Source organism: Burkholderia sp. Bp9090 (assembly GCF_003857985.1).
Classification (GTDB): domain Bacteria; phylum Pseudomonadota; class Gammaproteobacteria; order Burkholderiales; family Burkholderiaceae; genus Burkholderia.
In genome coordinates this window covers 46,534-65,368 of sequence record NZ_QTPV01000005.1, presented here as the reverse complement: position 1 = coordinate 65,368, position 18,835 = coordinate 46,534, and the positions used below count along the sequence as shown (strand labels likewise).

18 protein-coding genes are annotated in these 18,835 nt (G+C 69.8%); 7 read left to right on the top strand and 11 right to left on the bottom strand.

The features are described 5' to 3' along the window. Positions 1-61: 61 nt before the first annotated feature. Both DIE16_RS06775 and DIE16_RS06770 read right to left on the bottom strand, forming a co-directional pair. On the bottom strand, positions 62-1,465 hold the full coding sequence (locus DIE16_RS06775) for a serine hydrolase (protein WP_124892075.1): 1,404 nt from the start codon (positions 1,463-1,465) through the stop codon (positions 62-64). A 203-nt stretch (positions 1,466-1,668) separates the two neighbouring features. Then, entirely contained in the window at positions 1,669-2,856 is a 1,188-nt protein-coding gene (locus DIE16_RS06770; RefSeq protein WP_185500309.1) for a hypothetical protein, read from the bottom strand. 289 nt (positions 2,857-3,145) lie between these two features. Between DIE16_RS06770 and DIE16_RS06765 the strand changes: the two genes are divergently transcribed. The 5 genes from DIE16_RS06765 (at position 3,146) to DIE16_RS06745 (ending at position 7,169) form a co-directional block, all read left to right on the top strand. Then, positions 3,146-3,565, top strand: coding sequence for an HIT family protein (locus tag DIE16_RS06765; protein WP_124892074.1), 420 nt, complete (start codon positions 3,146-3,148; stop codon positions 3,563-3,565). A gap of 256 nt (positions 3,566-3,821) precedes the next feature. Further along, positions 3,822-3,989 (top strand): hypothetical protein, encoded by a 168-nt coding sequence (locus tag DIE16_RS36530; protein WP_185500310.1) that lies wholly within the window; start codon positions 3,822-3,824, stop codon positions 3,987-3,989. A 166-nt stretch (positions 3,990-4,155) separates the two neighbouring features. Then, positions 4,156-4,815, top strand: a complete 660-nt coding sequence (locus DIE16_RS06760) for an isoprenylcysteine carboxylmethyltransferase family protein (RefSeq protein ID WP_124486108.1) — start codon at positions 4,156-4,158, stop codon at positions 4,813-4,815. Positions 4,816-5,192: 377 nt separating this feature from the next. Then, the gene (locus DIE16_RS06755) at positions 5,193-5,633 is read left to right on the top strand and encodes a hypothetical protein (RefSeq protein ID WP_124486109.1); all 441 of its coding nucleotides are present in this window, start codon (positions 5,193-5,195) and stop codon (positions 5,631-5,633) included. A 699-nt stretch (positions 5,634-6,332) separates the two neighbouring features. After that, positions 6,333-7,169: a bifunctional allantoicase/(S)-ureidoglycine aminohydrolase gene (locus tag DIE16_RS06745; RefSeq protein ID WP_124486110.1), complete on the top strand. Its 837-nt coding sequence runs from the start codon at positions 6,333-6,335 to the stop codon at positions 7,167-7,169. An 87-nt stretch (positions 7,170-7,256) separates the two neighbouring features. Here DIE16_RS06745 and DIE16_RS06740 read toward each other — a convergent pair whose 3' ends face one another. Beyond that, positions 7,257-8,051, bottom strand: a complete 795-nt coding sequence (locus DIE16_RS06740; RefSeq protein ID WP_124892072.1) for an aminoglycoside phosphotransferase family protein — start codon at positions 8,049-8,051, stop codon at positions 7,257-7,259. Positions 8,052-8,294: 243 nt separating this feature from the next. Here DIE16_RS06740 and DIE16_RS06735 point away from each other — a divergent pair, with 243 nt between their 5' ends. Further along, positions 8,295-10,415 (top strand): penicillin-binding protein 1A, encoded by a 2,121-nt coding sequence (locus tag DIE16_RS06735; RefSeq protein WP_124892071.1) that lies wholly within the window; start codon positions 8,295-8,297, stop codon positions 10,413-10,415. A gap of 8 nt (positions 10,416-10,423) precedes the next feature. Then, entirely contained in the window at positions 10,424-11,035 is a 612-nt protein-coding gene (locus DIE16_RS06730) for a trimeric intracellular cation channel family protein (RefSeq protein ID WP_124892070.1), read from the top strand. A gap of 31 nt (positions 11,036-11,066) precedes the next feature. On the opposite strand, the gene DIE16_RS06725 is transcribed toward DIE16_RS06730, so the two are convergent. The 8 genes from DIE16_RS06725 to DIE16_RS06690 form a co-directional block, all read right to left on the bottom strand. Next, a complete protein-coding gene (locus tag DIE16_RS06725) occupies positions 11,067-11,450 on the bottom strand; it encodes a VOC family protein (RefSeq protein ID WP_124892069.1) in 384 nt (127 codons plus the stop codon). 86 nt (positions 11,451-11,536) lie between these two features. Beyond that, the gene (locus DIE16_RS06720) at positions 11,537-12,364 is read right to left on the bottom strand and encodes a heme ABC transporter ATP-binding protein (protein WP_124892068.1); all 828 of its coding nucleotides are present in this window, start codon (positions 12,362-12,364) and stop codon (positions 11,537-11,539) included. 17 nt (positions 12,365-12,381) lie between these two features. After that, complete coding sequence (locus DIE16_RS06715) at positions 12,382-13,470, bottom strand: iron ABC transporter permease (protein WP_124892067.1); 1,089 nt, start codon at positions 13,468-13,470, stop codon at positions 12,382-12,384. A 15-nt stretch (positions 13,471-13,485) separates the two neighbouring features. Beyond that, positions 13,486-14,394 (bottom strand): hemin ABC transporter substrate-binding protein, encoded by a 909-nt coding sequence (locus DIE16_RS06710; RefSeq protein WP_124892066.1) that lies wholly within the window; start codon positions 14,392-14,394, stop codon positions 13,486-13,488. Continuing rightward, positions 14,391-15,482, bottom strand: coding sequence for a hemin-degrading factor (locus DIE16_RS06705; protein WP_124892065.1), 1,092 nt, complete (start codon positions 15,480-15,482; stop codon positions 14,391-14,393). Before DIE16_RS06705 ends, DIE16_RS06710 begins: the two co-directional genes overlap by 4 nt. Positions 15,483-15,531: 49 nt before the next feature. Continuing rightward, the gene (locus DIE16_RS06700) at positions 15,532-17,805 is read right to left on the bottom strand and encodes a TonB-dependent hemoglobin/transferrin/lactoferrin family receptor (RefSeq protein ID WP_124892064.1); all 2,274 of its coding nucleotides are present in this window, start codon (positions 17,803-17,805) and stop codon (positions 15,532-15,534) included. A gap of 267 nt (positions 17,806-18,072) precedes the next feature. Next, positions 18,073-18,300, bottom strand: coding sequence for a hypothetical protein (locus tag DIE16_RS06695; protein ID WP_124486124.1), 228 nt, complete (start codon positions 18,298-18,300; stop codon positions 18,073-18,075). A gap of 71 nt (positions 18,301-18,371) precedes the next feature. Continuing rightward, complete coding sequence (locus DIE16_RS06690) at positions 18,372-18,755, bottom strand: DUF6232 family protein (RefSeq protein ID WP_124486125.1); 384 nt, start codon at positions 18,753-18,755, stop codon at positions 18,372-18,374. Positions 18,756-18,835: the final 80 nt, after the last annotated feature.

Here is an 18,835-nt window from a genome sequence, read left to right as displayed (position 1 = left end):
CGCATGTCGCGCGCGGCGCGGCGGCGTGATTTGCCGCCGCATCGCCGCCGCGCCGCGGCCGTCACGAGCCCGATGCCGGTACGGCCTCGAGCACGCGCGCGAGAAACGCCTCGTGATTCCAAGCGGATTCCGGCCGCGACAGCCCGAGCCGCACGACCACCAGCTCGCGGCTCGGCACCACGCTCACGAACTGGCCTTCATGGCCGACCGCATGAAACGCGTCGACGGGCAGCGGGCTCGCGTGCGCATCGCGATCGTTGAACGGCTCCGGCACCTTCACCCACAGATGCGCGCCGAATTCCTGGCGCGTCGACAGCGGCGTCGCCCGCGTCAGGTAGCGCACCCAGCCTTGCGGCAGCAGCCGCTGCCCGTCCCACACTCCGTCCTGCCGCAGAAGCTCCCCGAAGCGCGCCCAGTCGCGCGCGCTCGCATACATGAACGACGCGCTGCCGAGCGTGCCGGCCGCATCGGGCTCGAACACCGCGCTGCGCATGCCGAGCGGCGCGAACAGCGCGCGGCGCGGAAACGCGAGGTAGTCGCCTTCGGTGCCGCCCATCGCCTCGCGCATCACGCGCGCGACGATCGCGCTCGTGCCGCTCGAGTAGTACCACTGCGTGCCGGGCTGCGCGGCGAGCGGCATGGCCGACGCGAAACGCGCGGTGTCCGGCTGCGTGAACAGCATCACGGCGACGTCGGACAGCGGGTCGTCGTAGTCCTCGTTGAATTGCAGGCCGCTCGTCATCCGCAGCAGCTCGTCGAGCGTGATCGCCGTGCGCGGATCGCCGCTGTCGCGCCATTCGGGCAGCAGCGCCGACGCGTCCGGCGACAGCTTGTGCTGCGCGACGAGCATGCCGGCCAGCGCGGCCGTCACGGTCTTCGTCATCGACCAGCCGGGCAGCGGTGTGTCGGCCGCGAAGCCGGGCGCATAGCGTTCGGCGATCACCTGGCCGCGCCACATCACGACGACCGCGCGGGTGCGCCGCGGCCGCGCCGGATCGGGTTCGTCGAACGCGCGGTCGAGCGCGGCCTGCAGCTTGCGTGCGTCGATGCCGGCGGGCGGTGCGGCCAGCGCCGCTTCGTGCGTGGGCGGCTGATCGGTGGCGGGCGGCAGCGCGGCCGGCAGCCCGCCGGGCGACGGTCCGAGCGCAAGCGTGCAGCCGAGCCCGGGCCGGAAGTCCGCCTCGCGTTGCGCGAACCCGGCGAAGGTCGCGACGGCGCGACGATGCTCGGGATCGATCGACGGACGCACCAGCTTCAGCAGCGGATGCACGCCGGCCATGATGTCGACGTCGATCACCGACGCGGCCGGACGGCCCGACACGAACACGCCCGAACACAGCGCCTTCGCGGCATAGCCCGTCGCGATGGGCGCGAGCCGCGACAGCATGTAGCCGGTGTAGCCGAGCGCGGCGGCGAGCGCGACGGCGGCACCGCGCAGGATCAGCGATTTGAAGGGGATCGTCATGCGCGAGCGTCCTCGGTGGCGTGCCGGCCGGCAACGATGGCAACGATCCGGCAGTGTCGCAGGTTCGCGCGAGCGGTGGCAATCGTGGGGGCGGGTGACGCCGGGCGGCGTCGGTCAGGCGGCATGGTGCCCGGCGTCTGCGAATCGCATGTGTCGATCGCGCAGGTTCGAACGGGCCGCACGCGGCCCGTTCGCGTGATGCGTCATTGTGCGTTGCCGTTGTCCGAACGCAGTGTCCAGACCGTCGCGGTATTCGTGTTGTCGTCGACGGCCGCGAATTCCGGCTGGCCTTTGCTGCCGCGCCCGAACGCGAGCCCGAATGCCGCGCCCGGCACGGTATCGACCTGCATCTGCGCGACGAAGCGCCCGTCCACCGTGAATTCGACGATCTCGCTCGGTTGCAGCGGGTCGGGGTTGACCGCGTCGCCGTTCGCGGTCACGAGATGGCCGTTCGGCGCGAGCGCCAGCGCGAGCGGGCCGTGCAGGTGCGCCGCATCGAAGTAGATCATCCGTCCGACGCCGCCGTTGCGATGCGTCGTCGCGGCATTCTGGATCGCGAACACCGCGTTGTCGCCGGTCGAGGCGACATACAGGACGTCGATGTCGGGATCGTACGCGAGGCCGGTCGGGCCGACGACGAGCGCAGCGGGATCGGTCCGGTTCACGTAGCCCGATGCGATGATCTGCGAGCCCGGCAGCATCCTGACGCCGTCGCTGCCGATCATCAGCTCGATCCGTGCGACCGTCCCGTTCAGCACGTTCGACACGAACGCGGTCACGCGCTGGCCGCGGTCGATCACGGTCATGTCCCACGGTCCGTCGAGCAGTGTGGTGCTCGACAGTTGCGTGACGAGATTGCCTTGCGGACCGATGACGAGCAGCGAGCCCGGGGGGACCACGGTCTTGCCGTCCGGTGCCGGCACGTTGCCGACCAGCACGAAGCCGCTGCGCAGCACCGCGAGCGCGGTCGTCAGGCCGACATTGCTGCCCTGGAAGAACGTTGCCGGCGTCTTGCCGGGCGACAGCTTGACGACCGTCGTGCCGGTGCCTTGCGTGTTCGATGCCGCGTTGAAGTTGGATACGACGACGTCGCCCGGTTTCAGCGTGCTCCAGCTCGGCACGCCGCGCGGCACGAACGCGATGCCGTACGGATTGACGTCGCCGTTGGCGGGCACGGTCGACGCCGTGACCGACGAGACCGGCAGGATCGAATTGCCGCCGCCGGCCCACGCGAAAGCCGACGACAACGCGATCAGTCCCGCGCCGCAAGCCGCGCGGCATAGCGTGCGCGCCATCGTGCGGCAGGCGTGGGCGAGGATCGGCGGGTGATCGGCAAACGCGGCGTCAAACACGGGCGGGGCGGGCGAACGACAGGAGGGGAGAGGGTCCATGGCATGACTCCGGTTGATGATCGCGAGCAGTCATCCCGGCTGCCGGCCTGCGCAGCGCGCGGATGTCCGGCGCGGATCCGCAGTCTTGCCGTGCGAGTCCGCACTCGAAATAAACGGATCGCGACGGCCGGATATTCCATCCGGCGACGGGCATTGCACGCGAGTCGGCGCGCATTGTTCGCCGCCATGGCGACACGGCCTGACAAGTTGAAATCCGGACCGCCGTCGGCCGATAATCGTCCGGCATCGTTCCCAGTCAAACCGCAATCGCAAACATCGGAAAACGCCCATGTCCTACGACAACAACAACCCGTTCGCCCGGATCCTGCGCGGCGAACTGCCGTGCGTGAAGGTCGCCGAAGACGACGCAACCCTCGCGATCATGGATCTCATGCCGCAGGCCGACGGTCACGTGCTCGTGATCCCGAAGGAGCCGGCCGCGCAGATTTTCGAGCTGTCCGGCGAGGCGGCCGCGGCCGGCATCCGCATGACGCAGCGCGTCGCGGCGGCCGTGCGCGCGGCGCTCGGGCCGGACGGCGTGTTCATCGGCCAGTTCAACGGCGCGGCGGCGGGCCAGACGGTCCCGCACGTGCATTTCCACGTGATTCCGCGCTGGGAAGGCGTCGAGCTGCGGATGCACGCGCGCGACATCGCCGATTCGGCGACGCTCGAATCGGTCGCCGAGCGGATCCGCGCGCGTTTCGTGTAACGCGTAGACGGCGCGTGGTTCGGGCGGCGCCAGCGGGCGCGTGCCGCGACGCCGTGCGCGCCTGTTTCAGCGGTCACACCACGTAACACGTGTAACCGCTCGCGAAACGTGTCCCGGTGGCCCCGGCGCTAGACTCCGCGCATTGCCGCATCGAGCGACGGGAAGGGCCGGTTGTCTCTTCCGTGCCGGCCGTCGCAGGCTGCGACGGCGTGGTTTTCGCGAGATGCAACGTGCCCTCTTCGCCGGGAATCGAGTCATGTACAAAATCCTCATCACCTTTGCGCTGATCGGCGGCCTGTCCGGCTGCTATGTCGCGCCGCCTTACGGCTACTACGCGCCCGCGCCGGCCTACTACGGCTATGCACCCGCCTATTACGCACCGCCCGTCAGCGTCGGCATCGGCGGCAACTTCCGCATTCGCTGACCGGGCGGCGGGCGCGGGCGCCGCCCGCACGTCGAGCGGCCCCGTCGTTCGACGCTTGGCCGCCGCTTCCCGCACGGACGACTCGCGCGCCGCATGACGGCGCGCGTGCGCATGGCCCGCCCGGGTTCCTATACTTCACAGGAAAGCCCACTCCGGCGAGGCAGCCATGGCCGTTACGCGCAAGGTCGCAATCGTGGCGAGCGTCTCCACGCTCGTCTATCTCGGGCTCGCCGTGCTCGGCATCGGCGGGTTCGCCGCCTTCTTCTCGCATCCGCAACTGACCGTCATTGCCGTCGCGACGCTCGCGCTGGCCGTCGCCGCGTTGTTCACCGAAGGCAACCTGAGCGCCGGCGAACGCGAGAACCGCGACAACCGCTGGGTGCTCGCGGCCTTTGCGGCCAGCGGGTTCCTGCTCGCGTACCTGCCCGCGCTGACCGACCGGCTCGACGTATGGACCTTCGGCGGCGACACGGTGCGCTGGATCGGCGTCGTGCTGTACGTCGCGGGCGGCGTGCTGCGCATCTGGCCCGTGTTCGTGCTCGGCAAGCGCTTCAGCGGGCTCGTCGCGATCCAGCCGGGCCACACGCTGGTGACGGACGGTATCTATCGGAGAATTCGCAACCCGAGCTATCTCGGCCTGCTCGTCAATGCGGCCGGCTGGGCGTGCGCGTTCCGCTCGGGCATCGGGCTGCTGCTCGTCGCGTTGACGATGATCCCGCTGGTCGCCCGCATCCGTTCCGAGGAAGCGTTGCTGCGCGCGCAATTCGGCGCCGAATACGACGCGTACTGCGCACACACGTGGCGGCTGCTGCCGGGCGTGTACTGACCCTCGTTCGCCCTGGATGGCCCGGTCGATCCCGGCCGCCTCGTGGCGCACCCGCGATGTGTTGCCACGTGTGTCCGAACCCGCGCGACGGGCGCTTCCGGCACCGCCTTCGAGTGCGGCCGGCCCACGGCCGGAGCCCGTGCCGGCGGGCTTTGCAGGCGGTTTTCGGCAACCTTTTCCGGTCCTGTTGCGGTAAACAACTTGTTACCAGAATGTCGACGGCAAGGGGACACGACCGGTGCTATTCTTCGCCGCAAGCTCATTGAAATGAATTGGTCCGGGATTCGGCACAATGCCGGCATCGACGTCGATCGATTCGGATCGTCGTAACGAGCAGACCTTTAATAACCAGATTGCGAACAAGGAAGAATACGGGAATGTGGAAGAAAATCGCCCCCACTCTCGTCGTCGCCGTGCTGACCGGCGCGACCGCACTGCCGGCAATGGCCGGTGACATGAACAACGCGCTTGGCGGCGCGCTCGGCGGGGTTGCCGGCGCAGCGGTCGGCGGCGCGGTCGGCGGCAGCACGGGCTCCGTGATCGGCGGCGCGATCGGCGGCGGCGCGGGTGGTGCCGTGACGTCGAACCGTCGCGAACGCACCGGCGCGATCATCGGCGGCGCACTCGGCGGCGGCGCGGGTACCGCGGCCGGCAACGCGATGGGCGGCCGCACGGGCGGCCTGCTGGGCGCAGCCGTCGGCGGCGGCGCCGGCGCGGCGCTCGGCGGCAACCTGTCGCGCAACTCGTACGACCGTGGCGACTATGGCGATCGCGGCCATCGTCACCGCAAGCATCGCCATCACCGCGACTGGGACTGATCCCCGCGGGCGCGGCACGGTGCGCGCTTTGCGCACCGGCGCGCCCGACGCGTCGGCACCCGATCCGACAGCCGGCCCGGCAGCTTCAGCCGGGCGGCCGTCGCCGGCAAGACCGGCGGCTTCTCCCCTTCGGCAGTTCATGCCCAGCCTCGTTCGACGGCTTGGCGCCTTCTCTCCCGCCTGACTTTTCCCGCTTGTAGACGGCATCTCCCGTTGCATCGACATGCAGCCGGGCAGGTTCGTTCGACCCTAATTCGATTTTGCTGGTCGACGCGTTGGCGTCCGGTCATCAGGATTTCCCTCATGCGCCGACGCATCCGCGGCACGCGTTCGCCGGCCGTCGCGCACCGCGGCGGGTAGTGGGAAATCGAATGGATGGCATCGCAACATTTAATTGGTCGATCAGGATCGACTTCGCTATCGTCAACGCTGCCCGCGTACGGACTCGAACCGTGCCGTCCCCCGTGCCCCGCCGCATCACCCCGAGTGTCCGCGGCCCGGCCGCCGGACCCGCAAGCATGGGGCGCCCCGCCCGCTGAACCGGGCGGACCCGTCGCGAAGCCTGGCCGACCGAACGAAGGCGCCCGCGCTTTCAAGCCACCCCGGCAACGATGTCCCGCCGCCGCATGCGTGCCCCACGCGCGTGCCGCGCCTGCCGTTGCGACCCGGGGCCGGACCAACCCATTGCCTGGATGCTTTATGTCTAAGACAACGTATTACGCGCCGCATGGCGGCCACCCGCCGCAGACCGATCTGCTGACCGATCGCGCGATGTTCACCGAGGCGTACGCGGTCATTCCGAAGGGAGTGATGCGCGACATCGTCACGAGCTGGCTGCCGTTCTGGACCAGCACGCGCCTGTGGGTGATCGCGCGTCCGCTGTCGGGTTTCGCCGAAACCTTCTCGCAGTACATCGTCGAAGTGAACCCGGGCGGCGGCAGCGACAAGCCCGAGCAGGACAAGAACGCCGAAGCCGTGCTGTTCGTCGTCGAGGGCGAGGCCGAGCTGACGCTGCAGGGCAAGCAGCACACGCTGAAGCCGGGCGGCTACGCGTTCATTCCGCCGGGCGCCGACTGGACGCTGCACAACGTCAGCGATGCCGCCGTGCGTTTCCACTGGATCCGCAAGCACTACCAGGTCGTCGACGGCATTCCGCTGCCGGAAGCGTTCGTGACCAACGAGCAGGACGTCGAGCCGATCCCGATGCCGGGCACCAACGGCGCATGGGTGACGACGCGCTTCGTCGACATGAGCGACATGCGTCACGACATGCACGTGAACATCGTGACCTTCGAGCCGGGCGGCGTGATTCCGTTCGCCGAGACGCACGTGATGGAGCACGGCCTGTACGTGCTGGAAGGGAAGGCCGTTTATCGGTTGAACCAGGACTGGGTCGAGGTCGAAGCCGGCGATTTCATGTGGCTGCGCGCGTTCTGCCCGCAGGCATGCTATTCGGGGGGGCCTGGGCGGTTCCGTTATCTGCTGTACAAGGATGTGAACCGTCACATGAACCTGACGTTGAATCCGGCGCGCTAAGCGACGAGCAGGTCGGACACGAAAGCCCGCCGGTGCATGCCGGCGGGTTTTTTTTCGTGGGCGGCGCGCTGGTGGTGCGTTGCGCCGCTACCGGCCGAGCGCGGTCGCGGCGAGCGTCGCGACCTCCAGCCGCGTATCGGCCGGCAGGCCGTCTTCCATCAACCACACGGCCGACAGCCCAGCCCAAGCGAGAATCCATTGCAGCAGCCGGCGCCGGTCGAGTTGCGCGGCGTCGGCCACGAGCGTAACGCGCCGCTCGAAACGCACCGGATCGACCGCGATGTCATGCGTGGGATTGCAGAACAGGTTCGCGTAGTCGAACATGCGCTCGCCGCGCAGCCCTTTCGGGTCGATTGCGCGCCAGCCTCGATCGCCGAAATGAAGAATGTTGTCGTGGTGAATGTCACCGTGCAGCACGACTTCGTCGACGGATGGCCCTGCCAGCAACTGACGAGCGGCCGCCGCCGAGCGGCGCAGCGCGTCGTGGTCGGCATCGTTCGACAGCAGCGCGTAAAACCAGTCATGCAGCGGTACGACCGGAGGCACCCGTGGCGCGCGATGCGCGTGCAGCCGCGCGACGACGTCGCAGGCGATGCGCATCGTGTCGTCGTCGTGGCCCGATGCGGACAAGGCTGCCAGCGACGGCGCCGGCTGTGCGCGTTCGAGCAGGATCGCGTCGCCGTCGTGCTGCCACACCTGTGCGGCGCCTTGCCCGTTCCACCAGGTCATCAACGCATTGCCGCGCCGCTCTTCGTCGCAAGTGGCGACCTTCAGCATCGCGGGCCGCGCGTGCCAGACGACCGGCAACAGGCCGCCGCTTGCGGTCAGAATCGGGCCGCCGTCGGGAACGAGGCCCCACAGGTCGAGGTATCGATCGAACATCCGACGATGGTACAAGCGAACCGGTTCGCGTGCGCGGCGCGCTCGGCCGCCGCGACATGTCGCAGATCCGCATGCGCGGTGCGTGCAGGCCTCGAAGCACTTTCCTAAATAAAATTTAGCCAGCCAAACTTTGGCTAAAGAATCTTCCGGTTTCGGGCCATCCCTTCGACAATGCGCGCCTTCCGTGACCGGTCGGCGTCCCTCTTGCGCCGGCCGTCGCGGGCACTGAAGAAGGAGCCCGACATGACCGACCACATCGCCAACCCTCCACCGCCACCCGCGCCGCGGCCGCACCGCCGCCGCGTGTGGCGCACGCTCGCGGGCGCGCTGCTCGGCCTGACGCTCGCATGCGCGGGCATCGGCGCCTGGACGATCGATCGCATCTGGACGCAGTTGCCGTCCGTCGAGCACCTGGCCGTCTATCGTCCCGCGCTGCCGCTGCGGATCTTCTCGCGCGACGGCGACCTGCTCGCCGAATACGGTGTCGAGCGGCGCGAGTTCGTGGCGCTCGAACGCATCCCGCCGCTGATGCGTCACGCGCTGCTCGCGGCCGAGGACGCGAAGTTCTACGAGCACGGCGCGGTCGATGTCGGCGGCCTCGCGCGCGCGACGTTCGCGAACGTCGTGACGGGGCAGCCGGGGCAGGGCGGCAGCACGATCACGATGCAGGTCGCGCGCAACTTCTACCTGACGCGCGACAAGGTGCTGAGCCGCAAGCTCGCCGAGATCCTGATGGCGGCCAAGCTCGAACGCGAATACAGCAAGGACAAGCTGCTCGAGCTGTACATGAACGAGATCTACCTGGGCGAGCGCGCGTACGGCTTCGCGGCCGCCGCGAACGTGTATTTCGGCAAGCCGCTCGATGCGCTGAGTGCGGGCGAAGCGGCCGTGCTCGCGGGGCTGCCGAAGGCGCCGTCCGCGTTCAACCCGGTCGTCAATCCTGCGCGTGCGACCGCGCGGCGCAACTATGTGCTCGGCCGCATGCATGCGCTCGGCCAGCTCGACGACGCGACGTATCGCGCGGCCGTCGACGCGCCGATCGCGCTGGCGACCACGCCGCCGCCCGGGATCGTCGCGGCGCCGTACGTCGCCGAGCGTGCGCGCAGGATGATGGTCGAGCGGTTTCACGACGACGCGTACACGCTCGGCCTCGACGTGACGACGACGATCTCGATGCGCGACCAGCGCGCGGCCGAAGCGGCGCTCCAGCGCACGCTGAACCGGCAGCCGCGCGCGCAGCGCGATGCGCGCAACGGGCTCGAAGGCGCGCTCGTGTCGCTCGATGCGGCCACCGGCGACATGCTTGCGCTGGTCGGCGGCGCGGATTTCAACCGCAACGTGTTCGACCATGCGCTGCAGGCGTATCGCCAGCCGGGCTCGAGCTTCAAGCCGTTCGTCTATTCGGCGGCGCTGGAGAAGGGCTACTTCCCCGGCGTGCTGGTCGATGACACGCAGCGCACGCTCACGCGCGCGGAAACCGGCGCGCAGCCATGGCGGCCGCGCAATTTCGGCAACCGCTACGAAGGCTTCATCCCGGTGCGGCGCGGGCTCGTGCGCTCGAAGAACCTGGTCGCGGTCAGCCTGATGCAGGCCACCGACGCGCGCTACGTGCAGCAGCACGCGGTGCATTTCGGCTTCGACGCGCAGCGCAATCCGGCGTCGCTGCCGCTCGCGCTCGGCGCGGGCGCCGTGACGCCGCTCGAACTCGCGAGCGCGTACAGCGTGTTCGCGAACGGCGGCACGCGGATGGAGCCGCGCCTGATCCTGTCGGTGAAGCAGCGTCACGGCGGCGCGATGTACGAAGCGACCGCGCCGTCGGGCGGGCGCGTCGTGTCGGCGCGCAACGCGTTCGTGATGGACAGCATGCTGCGCGACGTCGTGCGCGCCGGCACCGCGCGCGGCGCGCTCGCGCTGCGCCGCGACGACGCGGCCGGCAAGACGGGCACGTCGAACGGCTCGAAGGACGTGTGGTTCGCCGGTTACTCGTCGGGCATCGTCGCGGTCGCGTGGCTCGGCTACGACACGCCGCGCCCGATGGGGCGCGCGACCGGCGCGACACTGGCGCTGCCGGTCTGGCTCGACTACATGAAGACGGCCGTCGACGGGCGCACGCCGGTCGATGCGACGCCGCCGCAGGATGTCGCGCTCGTCGACGGCGACTTCGTCTACGCCGAATACACGCACGGCGCGTGTACGGCCGACGTGCCGGCCTACATCCGCAGCCGCTTCGCATGCGGCGGGGCGCCGGCAACCGATGCGCCGGATGCGCAGCGCGACGGCGGCAGGCACGACGAGCCGATGCCCGCGGCCGTCGATGCGGCCGAGCGCGAACGCGTGCTCGACCTGTTCCGGACCGACGACTGACGCGCACCATGCATACGCTTTATCTGATTGCGATCGTCGCGGAAGCGATGTCGGGCGCGCTGATGGGCATGCGCCGCGGGATGGACCGCTTCGGGCTCGCGCTCGTCGGCGCGGTGACGGCGCTCGGCGGCGGCACCGTGCGCGACGTGCTGCTCGGCCACTATCCGCTCGGCTGGATCGCGCACCCGGAATACCTGGTGATCACGCTGGCCGCGGCGACCGTCGCATCGTGGGCGGCGCGGCACGTCGCGCGGATGAAGGCGCTGTTCGTCACCGTCGATGCGATCGGCCTCGCCGCGTTCACGATCATCGGCTGCGACGTCGGCGCGTCGACCGGCACCGCGCCGATCATCGTCGTGCTGGCCGGTGCGATCACGGGTGTCTGCGGCGGGATGCTGCGCGACCTGCTGTGCAACGAGATGCCGCTGATCCTGCGCGAGGAGCTCTATGCGAGCGTCGCGTTCGTCACCGGCGGGTTGTATGTCGGGATGCAGCATCTCGGCATCGACGCGGGTGTCGCGACGGCCGCCGCGCTGGCGGCCGGGTTCTCGATGCGGATGCTCGCCGTGCGGCTCGGCTGGAAGATGCGGACGTTCGGCGCGGCGGACCTGGAGCACTGAGTGCGCGCGGCCGCACCTGCCGCGCCAGCATTCAGTCGGGTTGCATCACCTGGAAGACGTTTCCTTCCGGATCGATGCCGTCATACATCCGGTACGGGAAGCCGTCGTAGCGCTTGAGATCGCGCACGGTCACGCCGTCGCCGGCGAGCTGGTCGCGATGCGCGGCGATATCGGTGCCGATGCCGAAGACGAGTTTTACGTTGCACGTGTCTGCATGCGAACGCGCGAGCGTGCCCGCATGGCGGAAAGCGGGGCCGGCCAGATGCAGCGCGAGTTCGACGGCACCCGCGCGGAGTACGACCCACTCGTTGTCGATCTCCTCGATGACCGGTAGCTCGAAATGCCGCTGGTAGAAGGCCTTCAGCAGCGCGACGTCATGGACGTACAGGATGATGCGGGTCAACGGAAGCGGCACGTCGGTCTCCTCGAAGGGGATGTGAGATCGATCTTGATCGAAAGGCGCGGACGATGGCAATGCATCGAGCGATGCCATCGTCCGCGCTACGCGGGCACCATCACCGGCGGCGCGCCGTCGCCGGTGTCCACCATCTTCACCGTGAATCCGTAGCACTGCGCGATATGCGCGGGCGTCATCACGTCGCGCGGCGCGCCGTGCGCGACGATCGAGCCGTCGGCGAGCATCGCGATCGTATCCGCGTGCCGCGCGGCGAGGTTCGGATCGTGGACGATCGCCAGCACGCCGAGCCGCCATTCGCGCGCGACCGAGCGCACGGTGTCGAGCAGGCGATGCTGGTGCGCGAGATCGAGCGCGGCGGTCGGCTCGTCGAGCAGCAGGTAGCGCGGGCCGGGCTGCGCGTCGTCGTCCGGCCACAACTGCGCGAGCACACGCGCGAACTGCACGCGTGCGAGTTCGCCGCCCGACAGCGTCGTCACGTCGCGGCCGACGAGCGCGTCGGCGCCCGCGCGTTCGAGCGCCTGCCACGCGATGTCGCGATCGCGATGCGCGATCACGTGCCGCGCGCCGCCGTGCCGCGCATGCGGATAGCGGCCGAGCAGCACGATTTCGTCGACGCTGAACGGAAACGCCGGTTGCGCGGCCTGCGGCAGCACGGCGCGCAGGCACGCGAGCCGCGCCGCGTCGATGTGCGCGAGCGGCTCGCCGTTCAGCGTGATATCGCCGGTCACGCGCACGCCGTTCGGCGCGACGCTGCCGGTCAGTTCACCCGCCAGGGTCTTCAGCAGCGTGCTCTTGCCCGCGCCGTTGCGACCGAGCAGCGCGGTCACGCGGCCGGGTTCGATCGACAGTGACAGGTCGTGCAGAACGGCGCGGTGCCGGCGGGCGACGTCGAGATGATGGGCAGTCAGCATGATGGGTGCATGAAGGATCAGCCGCCGAGCGCGCCGCGGTTTTTCCACAGCAGCGCGAGAAAGAACGGTGCGCCGAGCAGTGCGGTGAGCACGCCGAGCGGAATCTCGGCGGGTGCGGCGACGGTGCGCGCGGCGAGATCGGCGGCGAGTGTCAGCAGCGCGCCGAGCAATGCGGCGCCGGGCAGCACGACGCGCTGGTCGGGGCCGCACGCGAGGCGCACGCAGTGCGGCGCGACGAGGCCGATGAAACCGATGATGCCCGCGCACGACACCAGCGCGCCGACCGCGAGCGCGACCGCGACGAGCACGCGCCGCTTGAGCCGCTGCACGGGCACGCCGAGGTGCAGTGCCTCGGCTTCGCCGAGCTGCAATGCGTTGAGCGCGTCACGGTCGCGCGCGAGCAGCACGCAGCCGATCGCGACGCACGGCGCGACGGCCGCCAGCGCGGACCATTGCGCGCCGCCGAGGCTGCCGAGGCTCCAGAACGTCAGCGAACGCAACTGCGCGTCGTCGGCGACGAACGTGAGCAGCCCGATGGCCGCGCCGACCAGCGCATTGATCGCGATGCCGGCGAGCAGCAGCAGCGGCAGCGCGAGCCGGCCGTGCGACGCGGCGAGCCGGTAGACGAGCGCGGCGACCGCGAGCGCGCCCGCGAACGCGGCGACGGGCAGCGCGGCCGCGCTCGCGTGCGTGGCAAAGAGCGCGGGGCCGAGCACGATCATCGTCGTCGCGCCGAGTGCGGCACCGCTCGACACGCCGACGAGCCCCGGATCGGCGAGCGGGTTGCGGAACAGCGCCTGCATCGCGGCGCCGGCCGCGCCGAAGCCGCCGCCGACCAGCAGTGCGAGCGCGACGCGCGGCGCGCGGATGTCGAACAGCACCGCGCGCGCCTGCTGCGCGGCGGCATCGCCGGTCAGCGCGGCCCACGCTTCCGCAAGCGGAATGCGGTATGCGCCGACGCACAGCGCGACGACCGACATCGTGCACACGAGCACCGCGAGCGCGGCCAGTGCGAACGGCGCAACGCGGTGTGACGTGCCGATGCGCGCGGCGCCGGGGCGCGAGGCGGGCGACGGGGTGGAGAAGGACGAAGCGTGAGCGGGCATCGTGGCGCTCCGGAATCAGGCGAGCGCATCCGACAGGCGCCGGTGCAGGGTCGTGACGGCGAGCGGCAGGCGCGGACCGAAGCCGAGCAGGAACAGCGCATCGAGCGACACGACGCGCCGTGCGCGGCCGGCCGGCGTCGCGCCGAAGCCGGGCGCGGCGAGCAGCGCGGCGCGGCCGCCGACCGCCGCGAGCCCTTCGTCGGAGATCAGCACGATGTCGGGGGCGGCGGCGGCCAGCGCCTCGGTCGTCAGCGGCTTGTAGTGATCGAAACCCTGCATCGCGTTGCGCGCGCCCGCGTAGCGGAGCATCGCGTCGGCGGCCGTGCGCTGGCCGGCGACGAGCGCCTGGTTGCCGGTATGGTTCAGCACGAACAGCACGCGCGGCGGCTGCGCGCCGCCGGGCACGCGCACGGCGACCGCGTCGCGCGCGGCCTGCCAGTCGCGATCGAAGCGTTGCAGCAGCGCGGTGCCCGCGTCGCGCACGTCGAGCGCCTGCGCGACGCCGGTGATCTTCGCGCGCACGGAATCGACGTCGTGCCGCTCGTCGAACGTCGTGACCGCGACGCCCGCGCTTCTCACCTGCGCGATCGCGGCGGGCGGGCCGGCTTCCGCCGACGCGAGCACGAGATCGGGCCGTAGCGACAGCAGCCCCTCGGCCGACAGCGCGCGCTGGTAGCCGACCTTCGGCAGGCGCTTCGCGGCGTCCGGGTACGTGCAGGTCGTGTCGGTGCCGACGAGCCGGTAACCGCGCGCGTCGGCGCCGCCGAGCGCGAACGCGGTTTCCGCGAGCGCGCCGCCGATCACGACAACGCGCTTCGGCCCGGCCTGCGCAAGCGCGCGCACCGGCAGAGCGCCCGCGAGCGCACCGGCCACCGCGCTCGCGAGCACGACGCGGCGTCGCGGCTGGAACGATCGCGCGCTCACCGCGCGTCTCCGCGCGCCGCCGACGGCAGCGTCGCGACGAGCGCGCGCCAGTCGTCGCGTTCGACCTTGCCGGGCTTGCGTTCGCCGAACAGCAGCGCGACATGGTCGCCCTGCCGGTCGAACAGCTCCAGCGACGTGACGATGCCGTCGCTCGTCGGCTTCTTCACGACCCACGCGGCGGCGATCAGGTCCTCGCGCACGTGCAGGTTGAAGCCCGGGTCGAGCACGTTGATCCATGCGCCGACCTCGCGCACGTTCGCGACGGGGCCCGTGTGGATCTGGATCATCCCTGCATTGCCGACGAACACCATGATCGGCTGGCCGCTGCTCGCGGCCCGTTCGAGCACGTGACGCAGCGCGCGCGTCGCCTCGACCGGATACGCGTACCGCGGCTCGGCGAGGCGCAGCGCCTGCATGCGGCTCACGCCGAAGCGCTGCGTGATGCCGAAGAACTGGTGCGTGTCGGTCATCGCGTCCCATGCGGCGCGAAAGCCTGCGACGTCGATCCCGGTATCGGCCCGCTCGGGCGTTTTCGGTGCGGCGGGCACGACGTCGAGCCCCGGCTCCTGCGACGCCGCGCGCCAGCGTTCGACGAACGCGTCGTACGCCGCGTGATCGCTGTGCGCGCGCAGGTAGACCTTGTGGATCGCGTGACCCTGCGCGTCGAAGAACTGCAAACTCTTCAGCGGACCGTGCGCGGTCTCGTCGTGCACCGCGAACGCGGACGCCCAGTGACGGTAGAAGATGCGCAGGTCGATGTCGCCGAGCGCGAGGCCGACCGGGCCGTCGTGGCTCATCTGCGCATATTCGCCGTCCTTCTCGTGGACGGCCGTGTCGTTGCGCGTGAGCGCCATCACGCGGCCGAGGCGCGGCATTTCCTCGAACATCGCCGGAAAGCGCGCGTCGAGCCGCACCACGTGCTCGCCGACGAACGCGGCGAGCGCCTCGCCTTCGCTGACGCCGAGCGCCTGCGCGACGTCGCGGTTGCGCAGCTGGCGCTCGGCCTTGAGCTTGACGAATGCGTCGCGCAACGCGGCGGACGCGCGGGCCGGTGTGGCCGGCTGGCCGGGAAGGGCGGAATGCATCATGTCGGACTCCTTCAAGTAACGGTTGGGCAGGAACGCGCGATCGCGCGCATCAGAAATCCACTTTCATGCTGACGGCGACGGTGCGTCCGGACGACGTATACGCGTCGAGCACCTGCGAATCGGCGGCGATGCCGCGCACGTCCGACCAGTTCCAGTATTTGCGGTCGAACAGGTTGCGGATGCCGATCGTCGCGCTCACATGCTTGTTGAAGCGGTAGCCGCCGCGCAGGTCGACGACGAACGACGACGGCGGCGCGAAGCACGCCTTGTTCGAGCAGTCGGACTTGTCGATGTCCTTGTCGCGTTTCGCGGCCTGGAACAGCAGGTCGGTCTGCACGAACCAGCGTTCGCCGGGTTCGTAGCGCACGCCGAACACCGCCGAGAACGGATTGACCGTGTTCAGCGGCTGGCTCGCCGCGCCGTCGTTCCGTGTCGAGCCCCTGGTGAACGCCATCGCGGTCTTCAGCGTGATGCCGTTCGGCATGATCCATTCGGCGCGACCTTCGAGGCCGTGGATGCGCGCGTCGGCGAAGTTCACGTACTGGAACACGAACGGGTCGGTTGGCCGGCCGCCGCCCGCGATCGTCGTGCGCGCGATGAAGTTGCGGTAGCGGCCCGTGAACGCGGCCGCGCTGTAGCGCAAGACGCCGTAGCCGGTGCCGGCCTTGCCGCGCAGGCCGGCTTCGAACGTGTCGCTGGTTTCGGGCTTCAGGTTCGGATTGCCGATCGACGTGTAGCCGTACACCGGGTTCGAGAAGCTGCTGTTCACCTGGTCGGGCGTCGGCGCGCGGAAGCCGTGCGCGTACTGTGCATACGGAATCAGCGCGGGCGTGATCTCGTAGAGCACCGCGACGCGCGGCGACACTTCGTTCGCGCTCGTCGACACCGCGGTGCCGGTGAACAGCGGATCGTTGCGCGTCGGGCTCAACCGGTACGTGTCGAAGCGCAGCCCCGGCGTGACGAGCAGGCGGCCATAGCCGACCTGGTCCTGCACGAACGCGCCGAACAGCGTGTAGTCGGTATCGGGAAACGCCTTGTTCGGGAACGCCTCGCCGACGCCCGGCACTGTGCCGTCGCGCAGGTTCGTCACGCGCGACACGCTGCCGTCGACGCCATACAGCAGCTTGTGCGCGAGCGGGCCCGTCGAGAAGCCGCTTTCGGCGAACGCGGCGCCGCCGAACGTGCGCTCCTTGTACTGGTTGTCGCGCGAGCGCGATTTCAGCGGCGCGCCGCGCGTCTCGAACGCGTATTGATCCTGCTTCGCATCCTGGTAGTAGAACTGAACGTGTGCATTCTGAAACCAGCGCAACGCATCGTCGCGGAAGTCGTAGTCGATGCTGAAGCGGTTGCGCTCGAGCCGGTCGTGCGTCGTGAGCCCGAGCGTGCCGGGCGGGTTGATCGCCGACAGCACGTCGGTGCTCACGCGGCGCTGCACGGTTTCCGCGGTGAATTTGATCGTGTCGCGGGCGGTGGGTGTCAGCACGAGCTTGCCGAGCAGCGATTCCGAATAGACGTCCTGCGGGTTCGACGTCGTGCGCAGCGTGCTCGCGGAATTGTTGCCGCCGCGCGTGTCGACCTCATGGCCGCGCCGGCCGTCGGCGACGATCATCCCCTGCACGCGGTCGTTGCCGGCCGCGGCCGACACCGTCGCGCCGACGCTGCGGTCGGCCGAGTCGTAACCCGGCCGGAGCGAGAAGTAGGTGGGTCTGCCGTAGATCGACAGCAGGTCGCGCGGGTCCTTCGTGATGAAGTTCACCGCGCCGGTCAGCCCGTCGCTGCCGTACAGCGCCGATGCCGGCCCGCGCAGGATCTCGATGCGCTTGAGCATGTCGAGATCCGCGTAGTCGCCGCGGCCGGCTTCGAGCGGCCCGAACGAGAACGCGTTCGGCAGGCGGATGCCGTCTTCCATCAGCAGCACGCGATTGCCTTCGAGGCCGCGGACGTTGATGCTCGAATCGCCGTCGCGGCCGCCGCCGAGCGCGGCGCTGCCGGGGCGGTACGCGGTGCGGCGCACCGTGACGCCCGGCTCGTAGCGCAGCGCGTCCTTGATGTTGGTGGCCTGCTGCTCGTCGAGATCGTCGTCGGTGATGACCGACACGGATGCAGCCGTGCGGCTCGCGGCGGTGGCGGTGCGGGTGGCCGTGACGGTGACGGGGTCGAGCAGCGCCGCATCGCCGCGCGCGGGTGCGGCGGCGGTCAGGACGGCAGGTGGCGGGTTGGCGCCTTGCGGCGACGAATCGGCGTAAGCCGGGGCGGCGGACAGGCCGAACGCGCCGAACAGCGCGGCACAGATCGGCCGCCGCGCCAGCGGATAGCAATGCACAGGTGGTCTCCCATTGACGATGACTAGCCCGAAGGCTGGCTGGGTGACGCGTTCACCTGGCTGGCCCGTTCGCGCGCGGCAGGCGGCGAACGGCGAATTGACAGGGAATTGATGATTCGTTCAGTGTAAATGAGAATTATTATCAATACAAGAACGGAAAGCGGCGTCTGCGGACGTGCGCCGCCGGCGCGGACCGGACGCGCCGCGCAGGGGCAAATTCGGGAGAAGCGGGCCGGCGCGGGTCCGTTATCGGCGTGAGCAGAGGCCCTATGCGAGCGATTCGATGCGAATCAGCAGGTTGCGCGCATGCGCGATGAACGCGTCGTGTGTCGCGCGATCGCCGTGACCTTCGAAGCCGGCCTGTTCGGCGAACGCGAGCTGTTCGGCGTAGAGGTCGACGAGCGCGCTGCGTGCGTCGGGCGGAAGCGCGCGGATCATCGTGACGAGCAGCAGTTCCTGCGCGCGCAGCATGCCGGACAGCGATTGGGGGTTCATGCCGACCTCCTCGAACGACGCGGCGGCGTGCCGCTCATTTCATAGTAGGTGGTCGGCGCGCGCAGCGGAAATCAGCCGGCGGCCGTCGCCGTCCGTGCATCGCGCACGACCTGCGCGACGCGTTCGACGAATTCGGGGTCGACGCTCGACAGCGCTTCGCGCTTGCCGTCGGGCATCTCGACCATCAGCCGGTACGTGATGTCCTGCGTGGTCCAGGCGAGATAGCCGACGACGGCGAGCATCACGCCGACGACCAGCGCGGCGCTCGATCCGCCGATGCCGCCGGCAATGGCGGCGACCACACCGATCAGCGAGATCAGCGACGGCACGAGGCGATTCTTCGGGATCTTGACGACGTCGACGTTGCGGATGTCACGCAGCGGGAAGACCTGCCCGGCAGCCGACAGGCCGTTGCGCGTGACCATCACGCCGCGTTCGTTGAATGCGTTTTCCATCGTATGGTGCGTGGACGAAAACGCGCAGCGTAGCAGACTTCGTTGCCGCGTCAAACGAGACCGAGTGCCGCACGATGCGT

Bases quoted from the DNA above. Each gene is read 5' to 3' on its own strand.
- DIE16_RS06720 (WP_124892068.1), bottom strand. From the start codon at position 12,364: ATGCTGACTGCCCATCATCTCGACGTCGCCCGCCGGCACCGCGCCGTT.
- DIE16_RS36530 (WP_185500310.1), top strand. From the start codon at position 3,822: ATGTACAAAATCCTCATCACCTTTGCGCTGATCGGCGGCCTGTCCGGC.
- DIE16_RS06770 (WP_185500309.1), bottom strand. From the start codon at position 2,856: ATGGACCCTCTCCCCTCCTGTCGTTCGCCCGCCCCGCCCGTGTTTGAC.
- DIE16_RS06755 (WP_124486109.1), top strand. From the start codon at position 5,193: ATGTGGAAGAAAATCGCCCCCACTCTCGTCGTCGCCGTGCTGACCGGC.
- DIE16_RS06740 (WP_124892072.1), bottom strand. From the start codon at position 8,051: ATGTTCGATCGATACCTCGACCTGTGGGGCCTCGTTCCCGACGGCGGC.
- DIE16_RS06735 (WP_124892071.1), top strand. From the start codon at position 8,295: ATGACCGACCACATCGCCAACCCTCCACCGCCACCCGCGCCGCGGCCG.
- DIE16_RS06745 (WP_124486110.1), top strand. From the start codon at position 6,333: ATGTCTAAGACAACGTATTACGCGCCGCATGGCGGCCACCCGCCGCAG.
- DIE16_RS06765 (WP_124892074.1), top strand. From the start codon at position 3,146: ATGTCCTACGACAACAACAACCCGTTCGCCCGGATCCTGCGCGGCGAA.
- DIE16_RS06705 (WP_124892065.1), bottom strand. From the start codon at position 15,482: ATGATGCATTCCGCCCTTCCCGGCCAGCCGGCCACACCGGCCCGCGCG.
- DIE16_RS06695 (WP_124486124.1), bottom strand. From the start codon at position 18,300: ATGAACCCCCAATCGCTGTCCGGCATGCTGCGCGCGCAGGAACTGCTG.
- DIE16_RS06730 (WP_124892070.1), top strand. From the start codon at position 10,424: ATGCATACGCTTTATCTGATTGCGATCGTCGCGGAAGCGATGTCGGGC.
- DIE16_RS06775 (WP_124892075.1), bottom strand. From the start codon at position 1,465: ATGACGATCCCCTTCAAATCGCTGATCCTGCGCGGTGCCGCCGTCGCG.
- DIE16_RS06690 (WP_124486125.1), bottom strand. From the start codon at position 18,755: ATGGAAAACGCATTCAACGAACGCGGCGTGATGGTCACGCGCAACGGC.
- DIE16_RS06760 (WP_124486108.1), top strand. From the start codon at position 4,156: ATGGCCGTTACGCGCAAGGTCGCAATCGTGGCGAGCGTCTCCACGCTC.
- DIE16_RS06715 (WP_124892067.1), bottom strand. From the start codon at position 13,470: ATGCCCGCTCACGCTTCGTCCTTCTCCACCCCGTCGCCCGCCTCGCGC.